The following is a 19,740-nucleotide window of genomic DNA, read 5'->3' as shown; positions in this document are numbered from 1 at the left end:
CGTCCGCCCCGCCCGGTCAGACCCGCGCCGGAGCGAGCCGTTGCACGGCCGTGTCCAGCTGCTTCACCGTGCCGACGGCCATCGCGGGGATCGCGGGGGCCGTGACGCGGTTGAGATTGGTCAGCACCCTTCCGGGGCCGACCTCCACGAGTGCGTCGACCTCTTCGGCCCGCAGGAGTTCGACGGTCCGGTGCCACTGCACGGGCGAGGAGAGCTGACGGCGCAGCAGGTCGCGCGCCTCGGTGCCCGATCCGACGTATCCCGCGTGGACGTTGGCGATCACCGGGACCGAAGGATCGGCGAACTCCACGGTGTCCAGACGATCACCGAACTCCTGCTCGATGTCCTTCATCGCGCTGGAGTGGAAAGGAGCGCCGGTGCGCAGCGGCTCCACTCGCTCCGCACCAGCCTCCATCGCGGCGCGCGCGAACTCCTCCAGGCCGGGGGCGGTGCCGGAAACGACCGTCTGAAGGGCGGAGTTGTAGTTGGCGACCTCGACCCGCCCGCTCGTCGCCGTCCGCGCGCACAGGTCTTCGACCGTCGTGGAGGGCAGACCCAGTACGGCGGCCATGCCGCCCGGGGTGCGGAGGTTGACCCGCGCCATCAGCTGCCCTCGCAGGCGCACCAGTCGCAGTGCGTCCTCCCAGTCCAGCACACCGGCCGACACCAGCGCGGTGTACTCACCCAGGCTGTGCCCGGCGACCACCTCGGGCGTCACGCCCCGCTCCCGCAGGGCGGTGGCGAAGGCGAGGCCGGTGACGAAGACGCAGGGCTGTGTGACCGACGTGTCCAGCAATTCGTCCGCCGTCCCTTCGAAGCACAGCCGGCTCAGCCCGAACCCCAGGATGTCGTCCGCCGCTCCGAAATACGAGCGCGCGGCACCGTCGCTCTCCCGGGCCAGGTCGCTTCCCATTCCCTCTGCCTGGGATCCTTGTCCCGGAAACACAAAAGCATGCCTACTCATTTACTTTCCCCACGACGAAGTCAATTCACTGTCAAGCCGCCAGAGTACCCGCAGGGATTGTTTTGTAAATACCTTTCGACTGGGCGACATCAATTGCTCCGGCACGCTTGATCATCATGTCCAAGAATGGAAACGGTAGGGTTCATGACCGAAACGAAGACTCTGAGCGGTAGTAATTCGTCTGTTTTCTCCCGGGTCTCCGGAAGCAGTGCCTGGAAGATAGCCTCGGTCGCACTGCCGCTCTACGTGACGATGGTCGCCGCTTCGGCGGGGGCTCTGGTGGACACCGCCGTGCTGGGTCGCCACGGGACGGTCTCCCTCGCCGCCTTCGCCGTCACCATCGCGGTCTACAGCCCCTCCGCGGCGGCGGTCGCCGGCGCCATGCGGGGCGTCATGCCCTTCGTGGCGGCGCACAGGGAAGACCCCGACGAGCTGCTCCCGATGGTCCGCGACGCGAAGTGGCTCGGCCTGGGGGTCGGCCTGACGGGGGCGGTCGCGGTGGCGGCGGTCCCGCTGATCGGCCGCCTCGGCGGTGTCCCGGCGAGCACCTTGGAGCAGCTCGGAATCTTCCCGTGGCTGCTCGCCGCGAGTCTGGTCGTCACCTCGCTCGGCTCGGCCTCGACCTCGACGCTCGTGGGCCTCGGGCAGGGAAAGTCCGTCATGCGGGCAGGACTCGCCGGCACCGGCACCGCGGTGGTCCTGTCCCTGCTCCTGGTGGGCGGCGTGGGCTCGTTCTCCGGCCTCGGGCTGCCCGGTGCGGGCCTGGCCATGCTGGCGTCCAGCTCCATCGGCGCGTCCTGGGCCCACCGCGCGCTGCGGCGCTCCCCCGCGCTCGGCGGCCGGCCCCTCGTGTTTGGACCTCTGCGCCCGCGCGAGGTGCTCAGGATCGCCCGCGTCGGCATCCCGCTGGCCGCCACCGTGCTGATCAAGTTCGCCGTGCTGGGCGTCATCGGGTTCTCCGCCGCCCGTACGGGCACCCGGAGCGCCGCCGCTCACAGCATTTCCCTCTCCCTGGTCAATCTGATGTTCACCGCGGCGGTCGCGGTCGGCCAGGCGACGGTCCCTCTCATGGCCGGTCACGTGCGGGCCGGGGAAGCCGGCCGGATCCGGCGCGTTCTGTTCGCCGGGGCGTCCGTCGCCCTCGGCGCGGTGGTCGTGCTGGGGACGGTGCTGCTGGTCCTGCGCCGCGACGTGGTGTCCGTGTACACCGACGATCCGGTGCTCCGAGAACGGGTGACCGACCTCCTGCCGCTCGTCCTGCTGGTAGTCGCCACGGACGCGCTGCAGGCGGTATTCGGGTTCGGCCTGATCGGGCTGAAGCGCACCGTACCCAGCCTCGCCGTCTTCGCCGCCGCCTACGGGGCCCTGGCAGCCCTCACGGTCGCCATCACCGCGTCCGGAGGTGGCCTCACCTCTCTGTGGACCGCCCTGGCCTGCGCCAATCTGGCACTGCTGGCCGGGCAGGCCTTCTTCTTCCACCGGCACAGCGGACGGGTGGCCTCCTCATGACGCCCGAACCCCGGCCCTCAGCGGGGAGCCGGCCGTCGCCCCCTCCGAGGGAGAGATGGTTCAGGCGGTACGCGGGGCACGCCCCGACGGTCCGGCTCGTCTGCTTCCCGCACGCGGGCGGTACCGCGAGCCTCTACCACGGGTGGCGGGCACACCTCCCGGACCACGTCGAGCTGCTCGCCGTGCAGTACCCCGGACGCCAGGAACGCCTCGGTGAACCCTGCGTCGGGACGATGGAGGAGATGACCGAGCGCGTCCTGGAGGCGCTGACGCCCCATCTGGACCTGCCCTTCGTCCTGTTCGGACACAGCATGGGAGCGGCCGTCGCCCATGAGGTGACGCGGCTGCTCGAACGGGACGGGCCGGCCACGCCTCTGCACCTGTACGTGTCCGGCCGGGGCCCGCAGCACGAAGCCCAGCGCGACAACGTCCCCCATCTGAGCGAGGCGGAGATCCTCCGCTCCGTCGGGGAGTTGTCCGGGCCAGGATTCGCGGCGTACGACGACCCCGAGCTGCGGCCACTGCTGCTGCCGCCCCTGCTCGCGGACTACCGCCTGCTCAACCGCCACCACGTGGCGGGGCCCGCCCTGATGCGGACTCCGGTGACCGCCTGCGGCGGAGACCGCGACCCCGTGTGCTCTCCCGGCGATCTGCGCGAATGGCGCCACTGCGCCGAGAACTGGTCGGGCGTACGGATGTTTCCGGGCGACCATTTCTATCTCGGCCAGTCGGAGCGGGAACTGGTCCGCATTGTCGCCGAGGATATCGACAGGGCGGGCGGGCGGAACGCATGAGAGGAATTTCTTCCTGCCGAGCGGGCGCCGGCCTGTCCCGCCCGGCCGAAAGGCCGCAACAGGCCAGGGCCGGTTCTGTCCATCCGGTAAATCTTCTCCGACCGTCGCGCGCGGGGCACAGTGAACACGGCACGGCGATACGCAGCCGGGCCCCGTCGTGCTCCAAGCCGGTCCGTACGAGCAGGAGAGACACCGTGAGAGATCGAGTGCGCCGGAGCTCCGGCACCGGAAACTCCACCACCCCACGCGCGACCCCCGCCCTTCCGAAGCCGGGCCGACGGCCCCGGTGTCCGGCGGTGCGAGGATGAGCGTCACCACGCGCGCGCGGCCGCTGCCGGTGACGCTGGGCGTGGTCGCCTCGCACTTCCCCGACAGGGAGATGTCCGTCGAGGAAGTACTCGACGACCACGGGCTGTCCACGGCGCAGCGTCGCGTCTTCCGGCGCGTCCACGGCCTGGAGAACCTGCGGCTCGACCCGGACTCGGGCCTCTTCGACCTGCTTCTGCCGGCCGCGGTCGAGGTCGTGGCGGCCCTCGACCGCCCCGACCGGGTCCGCTACGTCATCTACGCGCACGCGGTCCAGCAGGTGGCACCGGCCGACGTCGACCCCGCGCGGATCCTCGCCTCGTCGCTGGGTCTGGAACACGCCGACGCGTTCGCCGTCACCCAGCACAACTGCGCACAGAGCCTCGTCGCCCTGGACCTCGCCGCGGACCTCCTGCGCGCCGAAGGAGCGGAGGGTGACTGCGCGTTGATCGTCTCCGGGGAGCGCGTCTTCTCTCCACTGGCACAACTGGATTACTCCTTGGGTCAGTTGCTCGCGGATGGGGCAGCGGCGTGTCTGCTGACCCTGGGCGGGGACGGTGACGTGATCCGCTCCCACGCGGTCCGCGACGATGTCCGGCCGCCGGACGACGCGAGGCAGACCGGCGAGACCGGCGTGCGATTCCTCGTCGAGACGATGCTTCAGGCCGTGGCCGAGGCGGGCCTGACCCTCGACGACCTCGACCTGGTGGTCCCGCACAACGTGAACAAGACCTTCTGGCGCCAGGCCGCGAAGTCGTTGGGCATCCCCCTGAGCACGGTCTTCCTGGAAAACATCCCCCGTTACAGCCACTGCTTCTCCGCCGACCCCCTCATCAACTACGCGACGCTCCGGGCCGAGGGCCGGATCCGTGCCGGAGGGAACTACCTGATGGCGGCGGTCGGTGTGGGAGGCAGCTACGCAGCCACCGTTCTCACCCGGCCGCCCTGTCCTCTTCCCACAGGAGGAAACCGACCGTGAACCACCGCACCGTTGTCGCAGCCGTCGAAGCCGGGCTCTCCGAGACGCTCCACCGCCCGGTGTCGGGTCTCAGCGACGAAACCCGCCTGTTCGAGGACCTGCACCTCGACTCGACGACCAGCCTCGAACTTCTGATGGCCATGGAGGACGCCTTCGGCCTGCTCGTCGACCCCGAGTCGCTGGACATGGACGACTTCAGGACCGTGGGCACCTTCGCCGCGTTCGTCCTCCGGGAACTGACCGCACAGCAGGGCGAGGAGGTGCGTCCTTGACCTCCCGTCCAGCTCTGCGCGCGGCGGCGTCCGTGGTCTCCCCGACCGGGTCGGGCTGGGTCCCCGGGCCGCTGGAACTCATGTACACCGACGACCTCCACCGCCCGTTCGACGCACTCGTGGACCATGAACTGCTCCGCTCCGGTCCACGCGTCAGTCACCTCGACCTGGCGCAGGCGCTGCTGGCCGACGACGTGGTCGCCGCCGAGGCGGGCAGCCCCGATCTGATCGTGGTGGCGAGCGCGCTGCCCGACCTCCATCCGTACGCCCCGGTCGCTCCGTACCTGTACGGCCGCCTGGGCGGAGCGCGGCGCCGTTTCACCGTCTCGGAACAGGGCAGCGCCGCGGCGTTCACCGCGCTGCGGATCGCGTCGGCCCAGCACCGGTCCGGCCGGGCCCGGAAAACGGCGGTCCTGATCGCCGAGCAGAGCACCCACGCGGTGCCCGGCGCGGGCCTCGGAAAGGCCCGGCCGTCCGACTCGGCGGTGCTCCTGGTGCTGGACGCGGGTGACGGCGCGCGCGTCGAGGAGGTGTCCGAGATGCGCGGCCCCGACTCCACCGCCCCCCTCGGCGAAAGCCTGGCCCGGTACGCCGAGGAGAACGGCCCTCGAAGGGTGCTGATCGTCTTGGGGCCCCATGTCGATCCGGCCTTGCCCGTCCCACCGGGGGCAGCCGTGCACCGGGTGGACAGAGCGGTGTACAGCACCGGTGTCTGGCTCGAACTCGCCCGGAACCACTCGGCATGGAGCGCGGCCTACGACCTGGTCGTGCTGTGTGAGACCGATGCGCGCGCCCCCGGGAACAGCCATCTACTGGCATTGCGCACCGGCTCCCGTACTCCGGCCGCGGACGCCCGCGCCCGGTGAGGAACGTACCGACCCGAGTGCGGAGGCGGACGCGGTCCGCGGCGGCATTCCCCCCTCACCCCGGCCTTCCGCTCCCGAGAGAACGAGGTTTGCGCATGCCCCATCACCAAACCCGCATCCAGGGCCTGCCGGTCTCCGGCATCGCCGAGGAGTTCGGGACCCCCCTGTTCGTCTACGACGCACAGTCCATCGGCGACGACTACCGCAGGCTGCGGGACGGGCTGCGCCCTTCGGTGGACATCTTCTACTCGCTGAAGGCGAACCCCAACATCAGCGTCAGCGCCTGCCTCAGATCGCTCGGAGCCGGAGCGGAAGTGTCCTCCGAGGCAGAGCTGTTCACCGCACTGCGCGCGGGGTTCGCGCCCGAGGACATCATCTTCCTCGGGCCGGGCAAGACCGCCCGGGAGCTCGCCGCCTGCGTGCGGGCCGGCATCCGCGCGGTGGTCTGCGAGTCCTTCGGTGAGCTGCGCCGGCTCGACCGGGTGGCGGCACTCTCCGACAGGGCCGCCCGCGTCCCCGTGATGCTGCGCGTCAACCCCCCTGTCCCGACATCGGGTTCGGGTCTGGCCATGGGCGGCAAGCCCCGCCAGTTCGGCATGGACGCCGACCTGCTGCGCGGGTCGCGCGCGGAACTGGCCTCCTTGCGCCACCTTCGCGTCACGGGGATCCACGCCTATCTGGGGACCCGGTTCCTCCGGCACGAGGACGTCGTCCACAACACACGCGCGGTCCTCGCCGTGGCGGGACGGCTCTCCGAGGACCTCGGTATCCCGCTCGGTACCGTCGACTTCGGAGGAGGCATCGGCGTGGCGTACTTCGAACACGAGAAGGACCCCGACCTCGGTGCCCTGGTCGACGGGATCAACGACGCCGTGGACGACTTCGCCCGCACGCACCCCGGCTGCCGCTTCATCCTGGAGGCAGGACGCCATCTCACCGCCGCGTCCGGCACGTACGTCGTCCGGGTCCTGGACGTCAAGGAGTCCATGGGCGAGACGTTCGTGGTGGCCGACGGCGGGACCAACCACCACATGGCGGCCGTCGGTGTCGGCAGTTTCGTCCGGCGCAACTTTCCTCTGGGGGTACTGGACCACCGCGGCGAACCGTCGACGATGAGGTGCACGGTCACGGGTCCCCTCTGCACCCCGGCCGACGTGCTGGCCAAGAATGTCACCCTCGCCGCCGTCCGCCCCGGAGACCTCTTGGGGGTCGGACGCTCCGGCGCGTACGGTCCGAGCGCCTCGCCGGGCCGCTTCCTCAGCCACGGCTATCCCGCCGAGGTCCTGGTCCACGACGGAAAGGCCCACCTGGTCCGCAGGAGGGACACGCTCGACGACCTCCTGGACCCGCAGACCCTGGTCGAGCTGTAGCCGTGGAACCGGTGCCCCCTCACCCCGCCGCCCGCCCCGGTGTCGACATCCTGGGCGTCGACGAACTCGATCGGCTCATCACGCGCTCCTGGTTCCTCGAGTTCGCCTACAGCCCCTGGGAGCGCGGGTACGCCGACTCGCTGGGTCCTGCCCGGAGGCAGGAGTTCCTCGCGGCCCGCTTCGCGGCGAAGGAGGCGGTCGTCAAGGCGATCGGCCGGGGAGCCGGCCGTGCCATCGCTCCGCGCCACATAGAGATCGGCCGCCGCGCGGACGGGAGCCCCGTCGTGCGGCTCCTGGGACGGGCCGCCGATCACGCCGCCACGACCGGCATCGGTTCGGTCGCGGTCTCGATCGCCCACAAGAAGGGTGTGGCGATCGCGGTCGCCATCGCCCATCCTCTCCTGGAGTGACATGTCGATGCACACGACCCCGGCCATCACCTCCCGCATACGGCTGCGGCTCGGCCAGGCGGACGCCCACTACGGCGGCGAACTGATCGACGCCGCGTTCGTCCTGCGCGTCTTCGGCGACCTGGCCACCGAAATCGGCGTCCGCTCCTGCGGTGACGAGGGGCTGCTGTCCGAGTACACCGGGCTGCGCTTCACGGCGCCGCTCAGGCCCGGCGACTTCATCGAGGCGACCGCCGAGCTGAAACTCCGGTCGCGCCTCAGATGCCTCGTGGGGTTCACCGCCCACAAGGTGATCTCCGCCCGCTACGACCTCGGTCCCTCCCGCGCCGAGGTCCTGGACCAGAAGGTTCTCGTCTGCGAGGGCCAGGGCACCCTGGTCCTGCCCTGGGCCGCCGTCTCCGAGTCGTCGGCACGTACCGGCCGGGCCGGAGCCGGACGGTGAACGCCGTCGCGCCGCTGCTGCACGACCTCGTCGACGAAGCGGCCCGCACGTGGCCGGACAGCCCCGCGGTCTCCGACGCCCGCACCGTGCTGACCCATGGCCAACTGCGCTCCAGGACGGTCGCCCTGGCCCGTTCGCTGTACGCCATGGGGCTGCGACGCCACGACCGGCTGGTCATCGCCCTGCCCACCGGTGTTCTCGTGCCGGCGCTGGCCCTGGCCGCGTCACGGCTCGGAGTGGCGTTCTGCATCGTGCACGAACAAGTACGCGGCGTTCCGCTGGACCACGTACTGGACGACTGCCGCCCGGCTCTCGTGGTCTCCGACGACGAGAGCGCGCTGCGAGCCGCCGAGGCGCGAGGGCTGGCCGCCGTCCCGCCGCAGGCGCTCGACGCCGACGACGACGGACCTGAAATCGCGTCGTGGCCCGCGCCGCTGTCCGGCGACGCCGTGTGCCTCATCTACACGTCCGGCACCACGTCCGCGCCCAAGGCAGTCGTCAGCACCCACGGGCAAGCCGTCTTCGCGCTCTCCGCCATCCAGTCCGTCCTGGACTACCGGCCGGACGACACGGTGTTCTGCCCGCTTCCGCTCTCCTTCGACTACGGCCTCTACCAGGTCTTCCTGGGGGCTCTCTCGGGAGCCCACGTGCGTCTCGGGGACGCGAGGGACTCGGGACCGCTGCTGCTGAGCCGGCTGCTGGAGTGCCGGGCCACGGTGCTGCCGATGGTCCCCTCCCTGGGCGACAGCCTCGCCTGGCTGCTCCGCCGGTCGTCGGGCCCGCGTCCCGCGCTGCGGCTGATGACCAACACGGGGGCCGCGGTCTCCGCCTCGACGCTCGCGGAACTGCGGGAGGCACTGCCCGGGGCACGTATCCATCTGATGTTCGGCCTGACCGAGTGCAAACGCGCCGCCATCATGCCCCCCGACGGCGACCTGGACCGCCCGGGTTCGTGCGGACTCGCGCTGCCGGGCACCGAGGTATTCGCCTGCGACGCGAACGGTGAGCGACTGCCCGCCGGCGAGACCGGTGAACTGACGGTGAGCGGACCGAACGTGATGGCCGGTTACTGGGAACGCCCCGAGCTGACCGAGCGGCGCTTCCCCCGCCGCCACGGCCTGTTCCCGGAACTGCGGACCGGAGACTACGGCTGGGTCGACGCGGACGGGTACGTCTACTTCGACGGACGCCGCGACGACCTCTACAAGCAGCAAGGTTTCCGTGTCAGCACCACGGAAGTCGAGGCGGCGGCCCGACGGGTGCCGGGTGTCGCGAGGGCGGTGGTCCTGCCGCCGGACGCCGGGCGTCCCGCCGAACTCGTCGTGGTCGCGGAGCTCGAACCCGCGGAGGTCCTTCTCCGGATGCGCGAACAGATCGAGGCGGTCAAGGTGCCGCCCTCGTGCACCGTCCTCGGCGAGCTTCCGTTGAACGGCAACGGAAAGGTCGACCGCCGGGCGCTCGCGGACCGGATACGCGACGCGAAATCCTCCGGCGCCACCTGAGAGCACGCCTCCCGGGCCCGGAAGACGCCCTGCCCGCAGACCCGGTCCCGCGAAGCCGGACACAACGTGCCAAGGCCGGTTCAGTCCACGTGCCAGGCCTTCTGCGGCCCCCGTGGCCACGGCAGAGTGGGCGGAGAGCCAGTGCGAGGGACCGCTCTCCCGAGGGCTCCTCCGGGCCGCCCCGCCCGCTCCCAGAACCCCACGGGCCCCGCGGCGCCAGGGCTCCCCCGCACGGAAACCCGCCGTCGGCGGCACCGCGACGCGTACACGGACGGAAGGAAGCAGATCCATGAACCCCAGCTCTCCGCGGCACTCCGGCCCCATCGACGAGGCGTTGCTCGTCGTCCCCGTCGAGCAGGCCACGAGCAGCGACGGCAGCACCAAGACACTCTGGCGGCTCCACGACGGAAACCAGGTGGAGAGCCTCTCGTTCACCCTGGGCGGAGACGGATCCACCGCCGTGCCGGACGAGCGCATCGCCACGCCGGTGCGGGACTCGCGGGGCCACGTCGTGTGTGTGTCCAGTCAAGCCGGGTGCAATGTCGCATGCCGCTTCTGCGCGACGGGTCTCCAGCCGATGAGGCGAGACCTGACGGCGGAGGAGATGGTCGCCCAGGTACGGCGGACCCGCGTGCTGGAGGAGCGGACCACGCCCACCCGGGTGATCTTCGCCGGCATGGGCGAACCTCTGCTCAACCTGGAGGAGGTCCTGCGCGCGGTGTCCCTGCTGGAGTCCGACCCGGGCGTCGCCCACATATCGGTATCCACCATGGGTGTGCTCCCGGCCCTGGACACCCTGACGGAACAGGCCCCTTCGGTCGATCTGTTCCTCTCCCTGCACGCCACGACCGACGAGGTGCGCACCCGCCTGATCCCGCTCAACAGGGCGAACCCCATCGCCGAACTCCTGCGTGCGGCCGAACGGTTCGCCCGCGCCCACGGACGGGTCATCGACGTCAGCTACCTGCTGTTCAACGGCGTCAACGACGACGACGCGGACGCCGACCGGCTCATCGGGCTGCTTGACCCGCGGTACTTCCGCGTCCAGCTCCTGCTGTGGAACGACGTTCCCGGCCTGCCGTTCAGCCGGGTGGAGGAAGACGTCGTAGAGCGTTTCCGCGACCGCCTCGTGGCCGGAGGGCTGCCGACCTACATCATGCCGAGCAAGGCACGCGACATCGACGGAGGCTGCGGCCAGATGCTCACCGAAGCCGCCAAGGAACACCGCGTCAACCGTGCCAACAAGGCCATGCTTCCGCTCGTCTGAGGAGTCTGAAATGTCCCGGACCACACTCTCGGGCCGCCTCTACGAAATCAGGCCCATGGGCAAGCGGCTCGCGTTCGCCGTGCTGCGCTGCCCGGACCGTGAGTACCTGTGCGTGTTTCCCGGCAGGCCCAGGATCGCGGAGGAGTCCGTCGTCCGCCTCACCGGAACCCTGCGAGCGACCACGAAGTCCAGGAAGTTCTCCGAGGAGATCGTGGTCGACGACTACGAGGTGACCGGCGAGAACACGTCCACCACCACGGCACGGATGCGGCAACTGCCGTACAGCAGGGAGATCCTCACCGAACAGCACGTCCACATGAGGCTGCCCGAGGTCCACCGGCGGCTCCTGACGAAGTGGACGGCCATCAAGGCCGTCCGGGACCTGATGGAGAACGAGAAGTACGTCGAGGTCCAGTCCCCACGGATCGTGGGGCACATGGCGGACGGCCCCACCATGAAGTTCAAGGTCGACTTCTTCGGTCAGGAGGCCTATCTGACGCTCAGCAACCTGCTTTTCCACACGGCCTTCGCCGCTGGTGACTTCTCCTCGGTGTTCGAGATCTCACCGCTCTTCCGCGCGGACATCAACCACAGTTCGCAGCACCTCAGCGAGTTCCTCATCCTGGAGGCGACAGCCGCCTACCGGAACCGGGACGACATGATCGCCCTGTCGGACCGGATCGTCCGCACGGTCTGCGCGCACACGGGCGCGCCCGTCGCGGACCGCCATCTCGAGGACGTACCCGTCGTCACCTACGAAGAGGTGCTCGCCATCACGGCGAAGGACGAGGAGTGCGCCCCGCTCACCCGGGGGAACCGGATCAAGCGCTACCACGCACGGTCGGTGGCGCGGCATCTGGGCAGAACTCTCTTCTGGGTCATCGACATGCCCGCCGCGCACAAGGCCTTCTTCTCGTCCACCCGTCACGAGCGGCTCGGCGGAAACGAGGTGGAGGTGGCGAACGACTTCAGGCTGTACTGGGACGAGGTCGACATCATCGACGGTGGCGAACGCGTCACCTCTCCCGAGCGCCTGAGACAGCGGATGGCCGAGCAACAGCTCGACGCGGAGCATTTCGGCTACTACCTGAGCGTCCTCGAGAGCGGCCTGCCACCGCTCACCGGCTTCGGTCTCGGCATCGACCGGCTCATGGCGAAGTGCATGGGGCTGGGCAATACCAGGCAGCTGGTGCCGTTCCCCCGGTTCGTCGATCACCTCGAGCCCTGAGCGGACCCCGGGACCGCATCCCGCGAGCGCCGGTCTCGAACGCCGAGAAGCGCACCCATGTGACCCACAACCATCCCGTATCAGGAGGAAGACTCATGCAGGGCCAGTCCCCCGAGGTCCTTCGCGTCGCCGGACGTACCGTCGTGGCGGTCGACACGGAATCGGCCTATCTCCGCCACGCGCGGGGAGTGGGGCGGCCGGACGCCCCACTCCCCGTCCTCGCCCCGTACTGGGACACCTTCCGCACGACCATCGACGGCCTGCCGACCGTGTCGGAGACCGCGCCGCGACAGTGGCACGGTCAGGTGTACGTGTGCGACGACCGTTACACGGGGGTGGGTGAGGTACTGGCCGGCGCCACCGGGCGCCCGTGCGTGGGCGCACCGTTCGCCGCGGCGGTCGAGCACAGCCGGCGCGAGCCGGTGACGGTCGTCGCCCCGGTCGGTGCCATCACGCCGGAGCTGTTCGCCGCACTGCCCCACGACGCGCAGTTGGGTCTCTTCGTGACCCGGAGTCTCGCCTCGGCGAGTGCTCTCGCCGTGCGCACGATCCTGCATGGGCCCGCGGCCGCGGAAAGCTGGCAGGACCTCTCCTTCGACACGGTCACCGTCGAGGCTCCCGCCGAACGCAGGCTCGTCGGTCTGGGAGTCACCCCCACGAAGCTCCGCGGCGCGATCGGCTCCGGTGTGGCGATGCTCGCGGGCAGGAGCCACGCGCGCGACTGCGTGATGCACCTCAACGGTGGGGGCATCTGCGGTCGCGACTCCGAGGATCCGCTTCTGCGCGACTCTCCGCCCGCCGGCGACTTCCGGGAACATCCCACCGCCTGTCAGCAGGGCAAGGGATGCTGGCGCGCTGACGTACCGGTCGAAGCGCATCTGCGCGCCTCGGAGTTGCGTGCCGCGTTCGTGGTTCTCGACGGCTGCCGTCTGACGGTGGCCGGCGCGGGCGCCGTGACTCCGAGTGTCTCCCTGCCTCTGACCATGCTCGAGGGGCGTACGGTCGCCACGGCGGTCGGGACCGGCATTCGCAAGGGAGCCCCGCACGCGGGCCAGTTGTTCCAGGCGCTGATGCGCGCCGGCCTTCCCCTGGGCCGGGCACTGGCCGAGGTGAACGGTGTCATCGAGGCCGATCCGGACGGGATGGGCCGGCTGGTGCTGTTCGGGGACGCGGGTCTGGCCCCGGTGGAGGCCACTCCTTCCTCGGTGACCCTTCGGTCCGTCCCGGACAAGGTGCACCTCGCCGAATCCTCCGCGGCGGTACGGGTCGAGGGAGGTCCGGTCATGGCGGAGGAGCCCGACGGCCCTCTGATCCTGCCGCGCCCCGGCGGGGATTCGAGCTGGGCCCTGACCGCGTCGGCCGGACGACGACCGGGTCCTGTCACCCGGGTCCCCGGCAGGGCCGACGGGCAGTGGGCCGAGCGGACAGAACCGTGGTTCGCCCGGCTCGACGGTCTGGGAAACGTCGGTGTCCAGGCCGACTTCTCCCACCTCGATTCCCTCCGCGACAGAGGGGCACGGGCTCTCCACGCCCGGGCCACCGCCACCGTCGTGAAAGAGGCTCGGGCGGCGGCGGCCGAGTCCGAGGCCGTGATGCGGGAGCTCTCCGTCTTCCAGTCTCGGATCGTCGCCGGCGAGACGGACTGGATACGACAGAACTTCAGTTCCTACGCCGACAGTTGGCGCCGCCCATGGTCCGTCCGCACGGAGGGCGAAGCGCTTCCCTGTCCCCAGTGCGGCAGCGTGACCGCGATCCATCACCGCGTTCGGCCGTCGGCCGGGACGGGGACGGAGCAGATGTATCTCATCTGCGCCCGCTGCGGCGAAGTCGCCGCGGGAGGCGAGGACTTCCCCGTGGATGTCCGCCTGCGACTGCCGTCCGAGGTACGGCTCGGTGAGAAATTCGTCCTGAGCGTCCTTGTCGCCGCGCCCGCCGACCGCCCCTCGACGGTCTCGATCGGGGCCGCGATCTCGAACGAGCCGCTGGTGCAGTGCACTCTCGCCTCCACCGAGGAAGTCGAACTCGCGGCGGGAGAGGAGCGCGTCGTCGAGTTCACGGGCAGTAGCGACGCCGGGCGGACCCGGCCCGATCAGCATCCGCTCAAGGTCGTCGTCGCCGCCGACGGTGGTGTCCGCTGCTGGACCAGGGGCCTCTGGCTACGCGCCTGAACGCAGACCGCATCGTCCGAAACCACTGGGAGACCAAGGAACATGCCGCTCGTCAAAGATGTGCGGGAACTGCCGCGATCAAGCAGGAGACTGCTCCTCCTCAGCCTCGTCAACAACCTCGGGACCGGCCTGATCATGCCGTTCCTGGTGGTCTTCGTGCACGAGGTGCGAGGGCTCGACGTCACCGTCGCGACCACCGCGCTCGCGGTCTTCTCCGGCGGAGCGGTGGTCGGAGCCCCTCTCGCGGGATGGCTCGTGGACCGCAAGGGCGCACGGCCGGTGGCAGTGCTATCCATGCTCGTGCAGGGGGTGGGCTACGCCGGATACGCCTTCGCCGACAGCGCGGCCACCTTCGCCACCACTGCCGCCGTGGCTGGTCTGGGTGTGGGCGGCCTGGCCGCCTGGTACACCCTGCTGGCCCAGTCCGCGCCCGAGGGAATGGCCTCCACCGTCTTCGGTCTCAGCTACAGCAGCGGCAACGTGGCCATGGGGCTCGGAGGGGTCGCAGCCGCGGCCGTGGTGTCGGTGGCCCGTCCGGTGACCTTCCAGATCCTCTACCTGGCGGACGCCGCGAGCTGTGTACTGGTCGCCCTGCTGCTGCTCGGTGTGCGGGTGCCGAGGGGTGACACGGCGAGGAGCGACGGAGCCGGCCGGGCCGGGCGCACCGGGGTGGGAGCGAGCTCCTACGCCGTGGTCTACCGCAATGCGCGCTTCCTGTGCGTACTCGTCCTGGGCGGCGTTCTGCTGGCGTCGAGTTTCGCGCAACTGGAGTCGGGGCTGCCGGCCTATCTCACCGGAGAGTCGGGCGTCGGACCGGGTCAGCTGGGCCTGGTCTTCGCCGTCGACACCGCCGCCGTCGTCGCCTCCCAAATCTTCCTCCACGACCTGATCAAACGTGCTCGCCCCTCGTTGCTCGTGGCCTCGGCCGGCGGCCTGTGGACAGGTTCCTGGGGGCTGGTGATCCTTTCATCCGGGGCCGGGGGCGCCCGACTCCCGCTCGTCCTCACCGCAGCCGCCGTCTTCGGTGCCGCCTCGACCTGCTTCGTGGCCGGGATGCCGACCCTCGTCAACAGGATGGCGCCGCCGGAGGCTCGCGGTCGCTACAACGCGGCCTGGAGCGTGGCCAAGTCCGCCGGATTCATGGCCGGCCCGCTCACGGCGGGCGCCTTCGTCGGCGGAGGCCGTGGGACGCTCTACCTCACCGTGCTGGGGGTGATCTGCGCGGCGACGGCACTCGCGTATCTGTCGTCCGGATACTGGCCGCGAGGAAACCCGGAGGCACCGGGCCGCGTTCCCGGCGAAACGTCGGGAAAGGAAGTCGACGGGACTGTCGCGACGAACTCCGCACCCTGAAAGGGAAATTGATATCCATCTGGGGCGTGTGTAAAGTGAGCGCAACCCGCAGACGGAGACAAGCGGTTGCCGGACAACAGTGAACAAGGATCTCCGCCGGCGACGGCGAAGGCGGACTCACTTTCAGACTTCGAGGGAGCTCCCGGGTTCGGGAGAAAAGGCGAACAATCCCGCACCTCCCCGGCAGGCCCCCGCGGAGCTTCCGAGGGCCGGACATCATCCGGTTCGCGCCAAGTTCCAGTGGCACCACAAAGCCCCTTCGCGCCCACACGCCGAAGGGATCGGCATCCATTCGTCCAGAATTTGTGACGATCTCCCAGAACATGGCAGCCTCGCCGCCGGAACGGATCCCTCCGTGGAAATCCCCCGACACGTCGAACAGGACGTCACGGCCGGTCGGCCGGGATTTCACCGGGCCACGCGAAGCGCTCTCCCGCCGGGATCGGCGCCTCGCGATCGTTCTCCAGGGATGTTCCCGCAGCCGCGCACGGCTCCGTGAAACGGGGATTCGTATCCATGTACCTCGTCCATGCCCGGCTGCTGCCTCACCCGCACAAGCCGCTGCCGACCGACGCGGCCGCACTCGTACAGCGAGCCTCCCGGGCCGGGGACGGTGTGGAGTTCGTCGTGGCCCACACCGTCGCTCCCGGCACCTCCGTACTCGGGTTCTTCGTCCTGGCGTCCTCTCTGGCCGAGGCGGAGACGGCCGCCTCGAAGGTCTGCCGCCGCGCTTTGTCCATGTACGAAGCTTTTCGGGGATTCGGGATGCTTTCATGCGGCACCGTCATGCCTGCGGCCTATTACGAACGGCTCCTCGACGAGCCGGACTGAGCAGCGCCCTCGCTCCTCCGGCCCGGCTCCGGTCCACAACCGAACCGGAATGGTGGACGCATTAGGTCAAGGCCTGATCAGTCCTTGCGATAAATCTGTTCTTCACGGCCGGCACGGAGCACAGTTGCCCCTGAACACGGCACACCGGAAGGCAGAACGAATCCATCCCGCATCCGGGACGGATTCGAAACGAACGGGATTGAAACATGTCGATCGTAAAGAGAATCAACGTTTTCGTCGCAGCACTCGCCCTCTCCGGCATCAGCGCCCTACTCCTGGGGACACCGATTTCCGGAACACCCGACGCGAGCACGGGGAGAGTCCGGAGTGTACTCGCGGAAGCGGGCGATGACTTCGTGACCTCCACCGACGATGTGACATGGGGCAGCTGAATCCCCGGCCGCCGCAGGAATTCGAGCACAGAAGGGGAGGGATTCCTCATGCCCGTAACGGAGAAGTTCGCGCACGGCGGATGGCGTCCGGCAGCGGACAGGTTCATCAAGATAATGGACGATCCGTTCTACCGGACCCTCATCGATCTGCAGGATCTTCTGACCGTGTGTACCACGGAGTTCTGGCACCGCCGCACGGTGAAGGCGCTCCACCTGCCGATCACCACGGGCAGCGTGTCGAGCCCCATGGGGCTGGGAAGCGATTCCGTGCCGGTGGAGGTCGATCTCTTCGGCCAGCACACGTACCTCGCTGACTCGATGCAGTTCATGCTCGAGTACGGATGCCGGTTCAACCCGAGCGGGGCGTGGTACCTCATGCCGAGCTTCCGGGGCGAGGACGCCGACGAGACGCATCTCAACCAGTTCTTCCACAGTGAGGCCGAGATCACGGGTGGTCTGGACGACGTCATCGAGGTCGTGGACGACTACCTACGGACCCTTGCCCGAGCCGTACTGGACCGGTGTGCGAGCGATGTCGGTTCCCACGCCGGCGGCACCGACCACATAGCCCACATGGCGGGTCTGTCCGCGTTTCCCCGGATGACCTTCGACGAGGCGGTCCGCCACCTCGGCCCGGACCCGCTGGCCGTCGAGGAGTCCGGCGGATGGCGCACCCTGACACGGCACGGCGAGCGGCGGCTGATGACCGAGGTGAGCCCGGTGCTCTGGGTCACACACTTCGACCACCTCTCGGTGCCCTTCTACCAGGCGTACGGAGATGCCGGACGGCGGTCGTCGCTCAGCGCCGACCTGCTCTTCGGGATCGGTGAGGTGGTGGGAGCCGGTGAGCGCCACGCCACCGGCGCCGAGGTCCGCGCCGCGCTCTCCCACCACAACGTGCCCGAGCCGGCTTACCAGTGGTACGTGGACATGAAGGACGTCCGGCCGATGCGCACGTCCGGCTTCGGCCTCGGCGTGGAGCGATGGCTGCTCTGGGTGCTCAACCGGTTCGACATCCGCGAGATGCAGCTCGCGCCGCGCCTCAACGGCGTGGCGATCGCCCCCTGATCCCCGACGGACCCGCGCGCCGGTCCGGTCCCGGCCGCGCCGCGTCGCAGTCCACCGTCTCGCGAGAGGAACCCGTGACAGTCTCCGTCCCGCTGCCGCCCGCACTCCGTCCCGGCGACCGTATTGCCGTGGTCAGCCCTTCGTGGGGCGGCGCCGGCCTGTTTCCCGGCCGCTTCGGCCGGGCCGTGTCGGCCCTGGGAGACACCACCGGACTCCAGCCCGTCGTCATGCCGCATGCCAAGGACACCCTGGACTGGCGCTCCGCCACGGCGGAAGACCGCGCGTCCGATCTGATGGACGCGTTCACCGACCCCACGATCAGGGGCGTCATCTGCGTGATCGGCGGGGACCACGCCGCCCAAGTGCTCCCGCTCCTGGACTTCGACGTGATCCGGTCCTGTCCCAAGCCCCTGATCGGCTACTCCGACATCACCGTCCTCAACCACGCGTGGTACGCGGCCGGGCTCTCCAGTTTCTACGGACCGGCTCTGCTCCCCCAGTTCGGCGAGTTCCCCGTCCCCGATCCGTACACCGTGGACCACTTCCGCCGCGCTGTCATGGCGGACCGTCAAGGCCCTGCCGGACCGGTCCCGCGAGCGGACCATCTCGTCGAGGAGTACCTCGACTGGCAGGCCGACGAGGCGCGCCCGCGCCGGAGGAGAGAGGCTCCGGCGCGCCTCGTCCTGCGCCCCGGAGCGGGTACCGGTCCACTGCTGGCCGGATGCCTGCCGAGTGCCGTCCAGCTCGTCGGTACCCCCTGGCAGCCCGAATACCGTGGCCATGTTCTCGTCCTGGACATACCCGACGGCGGGTACGGTCCGGCCGACGCGGACAGGGACCTGACCCATCTGCGTCACGCGGGGCTCCTGGACGGTCTCGCCGGACTGGCGGTGGGCCGGCTGCGCCTGTCCTCCGACGAGCAGGACGCGGCGATGCACGAGGTCGTGATGCGAGCCGTGGCCCATCGGGGCTTCCCGGTTCTCGGCAACCTCGAATGCGGGCACACCGACCCGATGGCAACCCTTCCCCTGGGTGCCGGATGCGTCCTGTCGGACGCGGAACTGACGCTGCTCCCCGGCGCCCGGACCCCACGGCACCCCGCCCTCACCCCTCTACCGAAAGAGCTGCGCACCGATGACTGAGACGACCGCCTCTTCGGCGGCACTGGACGAGATCCGCTCGTACTTCGACGGGAAGGCGGACGCCTACGACGACGTGGACGCCCAGCCGTACTGGGTACTCTCCGACGAACTTCTGTGGACCGCCCTCTCGGAGTTCGTGCTGAACCGGCTTCCCGAGGGCTTCAGGTTTCTCGACGCGGGCGGCGGCACCGGGCGCTGGACCCACCGCTTCGCCACGGCACGTCCGGACAGCTCCGGGGTGCTGTACGACCTGACCCCCGCCATGTTCGGCCACGCGAAGAAGAAGGCCGAGTCGCACGGGTACGCCGACCGGCTCGTCTGCCGGGAGGGCGACCTGGCGGAAGTCGGCGAGGCCCTGGCGGACGAACGCTTCGACCTCGTCTTCAACTTCCACAACGTGCTCGGCTTCGTGGACTCCCCTCCCCGGACGATCGAGGCGCTCGCCGGTCTCCTGAAGCCCGGAGGCCTGCTGGTCTCGTTCGTCCCGAGTCGCTGGCACGCCGCGTGGTTCAACCTCACCCTCGCGCAGACGGGCGAGGCGGAGCGCAGCCTGGAGGGCCGGGGCCGCTTCACCGACACCATGCCCGACATGCACCTGTTCACCCCGGACCAGTTGCGGGAGATGCACGAGGCCGCCGGGCTCGACGTGGAACTCGTCTCGGGCTTCCCCGTGCTGCTCTACCCGGGCTATCAGGAGACACAGCTGCACGGCTCGACACACGCGCTGGCCGATCTGCTGGGCGACCGGTCCACCTTCGACCGCGTCCTCGCCATGGAGCGGAGCCTGCTGGGCCGAACCGACACCGTGGGACGCGGCAACAACCTGTTCGTCCTCGCCTCGCGCCCCGGCAACTGACCGGTTGGGCAGCCGATCGAA

General features: G+C 69.8%; 17 protein-coding genes and 1 pseudogene. 17 read left to right on the top strand and 1 reads right to left on the bottom strand.

Features of this window, described 5'->3' with window-relative positions:
* Positions 1-16: 16 nt before the first annotated feature.
* A complete protein-coding gene (gene fabD / locus OG599_RS26875) occupies positions 17-964 on the bottom strand; it encodes an ACP S-malonyltransferase (RefSeq protein WP_327178536.1) in 948 nt (315 codons plus the stop codon).
* 144 nt (positions 965-1,108) lie between these two features.
* Here fabD and OG599_RS26870 point away from each other — a divergent pair, with 144 nt between their 5' ends.
* The 17 genes and pseudogenes from OG599_RS26870 to OG599_RS26790 all read left to right on the top strand — a co-directional run bounded on the left by OG599_RS26870 (position 1,109) and on the right by OG599_RS26790 (position 19,719).
* The gene (locus OG599_RS26870; RefSeq protein WP_327178535.1) at positions 1,109-2,473 is read left to right on the top strand and encodes an MATE family efflux transporter; all 1,365 of its coding nucleotides are present in this window, start codon (positions 1,109-1,111) and stop codon (positions 2,471-2,473) included.
* Positions 2,470-3,267 (top strand): thioesterase II family protein, encoded by a 798-nt coding sequence (locus OG599_RS26865; RefSeq protein WP_327178534.1) that lies wholly within the window; start codon positions 2,470-2,472, stop codon positions 3,265-3,267. The genes OG599_RS26870 and OG599_RS26865 overlap by 4 nt, the downstream gene beginning before the upstream one ends.
* Before the next feature lie 304 nt (positions 3,268-3,571).
* The gene (locus tag OG599_RS26860; RefSeq protein WP_327178533.1) at positions 3,572-4,552 is read left to right on the top strand and encodes a 3-oxoacyl-[acyl-carrier-protein] synthase III C-terminal domain-containing protein; all 981 of its coding nucleotides are present in this window, start codon (positions 3,572-3,574) and stop codon (positions 4,550-4,552) included.
* Positions 4,549-4,824, top strand: coding sequence for an acyl carrier protein (locus tag OG599_RS26855; RefSeq protein ID WP_327178532.1), 276 nt, complete (start codon positions 4,549-4,551; stop codon positions 4,822-4,824). The genes OG599_RS26860 and OG599_RS26855 overlap by 4 nt, the downstream gene beginning before the upstream one ends.
* Positions 4,821-5,690 (top strand): hypothetical protein, encoded by an 870-nt coding sequence (locus OG599_RS26850; RefSeq protein WP_327178531.1) that lies wholly within the window; start codon positions 4,821-4,823, stop codon positions 5,688-5,690. The genes OG599_RS26855 and OG599_RS26850 overlap by 4 nt, the downstream gene beginning before the upstream one ends.
* 95 nt (positions 5,691-5,785) lie before the next feature.
* On the top strand, positions 5,786-7,060 hold the full coding sequence (locus OG599_RS26845) for a diaminopimelate decarboxylase (protein WP_327178530.1): 1,275 nt from the start codon (positions 5,786-5,788) through the stop codon (positions 7,058-7,060).
* A gap of 11 nt (positions 7,061-7,071) precedes the next feature.
* Complete coding sequence (locus OG599_RS26840; protein WP_327178529.1) at positions 7,072-7,470, top strand: holo-ACP synthase; 399 nt, start codon at positions 7,072-7,074, stop codon at positions 7,468-7,470.
* Between the two features lies 1 nt (position 7,471).
* Positions 7,472-7,912, top strand: coding sequence for a 3-aminobutyryl-CoA ammonia lyase (locus OG599_RS26835; RefSeq protein WP_327178528.1), 441 nt, complete (start codon positions 7,472-7,474; stop codon positions 7,910-7,912).
* Entirely contained in the window at positions 7,909-9,414 is a 1,506-nt protein-coding gene (locus OG599_RS26830) for a class I adenylate-forming enzyme family protein (RefSeq protein ID WP_327178527.1), read from the top strand. Before OG599_RS26835 ends, OG599_RS26830 begins: the two co-directional genes overlap by 4 nt.
* Positions 9,415-9,703: 289 nt before the next feature.
* Complete coding sequence (locus OG599_RS26825) at positions 9,704-10,681, top strand: radical SAM protein (protein WP_327178526.1); 978 nt, start codon at positions 9,704-9,706, stop codon at positions 10,679-10,681.
* A gap of 10 nt (positions 10,682-10,691) precedes the next feature.
* The gene (locus OG599_RS26820; protein WP_327178525.1) at positions 10,692-11,909 is read left to right on the top strand and encodes an amino acid--tRNA ligase-related protein; all 1,218 of its coding nucleotides are present in this window, start codon (positions 10,692-10,694) and stop codon (positions 11,907-11,909) included.
* A 95-nt stretch (positions 11,910-12,004) separates the two neighbouring features.
* On the top strand, positions 12,005-14,077 hold the full coding sequence (locus OG599_RS26815) for a hypothetical protein (RefSeq protein WP_327178524.1): 2,073 nt from the start codon (positions 12,005-12,007) through the stop codon (positions 14,075-14,077).
* A gap of 24 nt (positions 14,078-14,101) precedes the next feature.
* Positions 14,102-15,430 (top strand): annotated as a pseudogene (locus OG599_RS26810) (MFS transporter); the annotation flags it as partial.
* Between the two features lie 516 nt (positions 15,431-15,946).
* A complete protein-coding gene (locus OG599_RS26805) occupies positions 15,947-16,261 on the top strand; it encodes a hypothetical protein (protein WP_327178523.1) in 315 nt (104 codons plus the stop codon).
* Positions 16,262-16,701: 440 nt separating this feature from the next.
* Entirely contained in the window at positions 16,702-17,721 is a 1,020-nt protein-coding gene (locus OG599_RS26800) for an amino acid--tRNA ligase-related protein (protein WP_327178522.1), read from the top strand.
* 128 nt (positions 17,722-17,849) lie between these two features.
* On the top strand, positions 17,850-18,863 hold the full coding sequence (locus OG599_RS26795) for a S66 family peptidase (RefSeq protein ID WP_327178520.1): 1,014 nt from the start codon (positions 17,850-17,852) through the stop codon (positions 18,861-18,863).
* The gene (locus OG599_RS26790) at positions 18,856-19,719 is read left to right on the top strand and encodes a class I SAM-dependent methyltransferase (protein WP_327178519.1); all 864 of its coding nucleotides are present in this window, start codon (positions 18,856-18,858) and stop codon (positions 19,717-19,719) included. The genes OG599_RS26795 and OG599_RS26790 overlap by 8 nt, the downstream gene beginning before the upstream one ends.
* The last annotated feature ends 21 nt before the right edge of the window (positions 19,720-19,740 follow it).

This window comes from Streptomyces sp. NBC_01335 (assembly GCF_035953295.1).
In the GTDB taxonomy this organism is placed as follows: domain Bacteria; phylum Actinomycetota; class Actinomycetes; order Streptomycetales; family Streptomycetaceae; genus Streptomyces.
The sequence above is the reverse complement of the archived record's forward strand: the minus strand, read 5'-3'. Positions and strand labels throughout refer to the sequence as shown.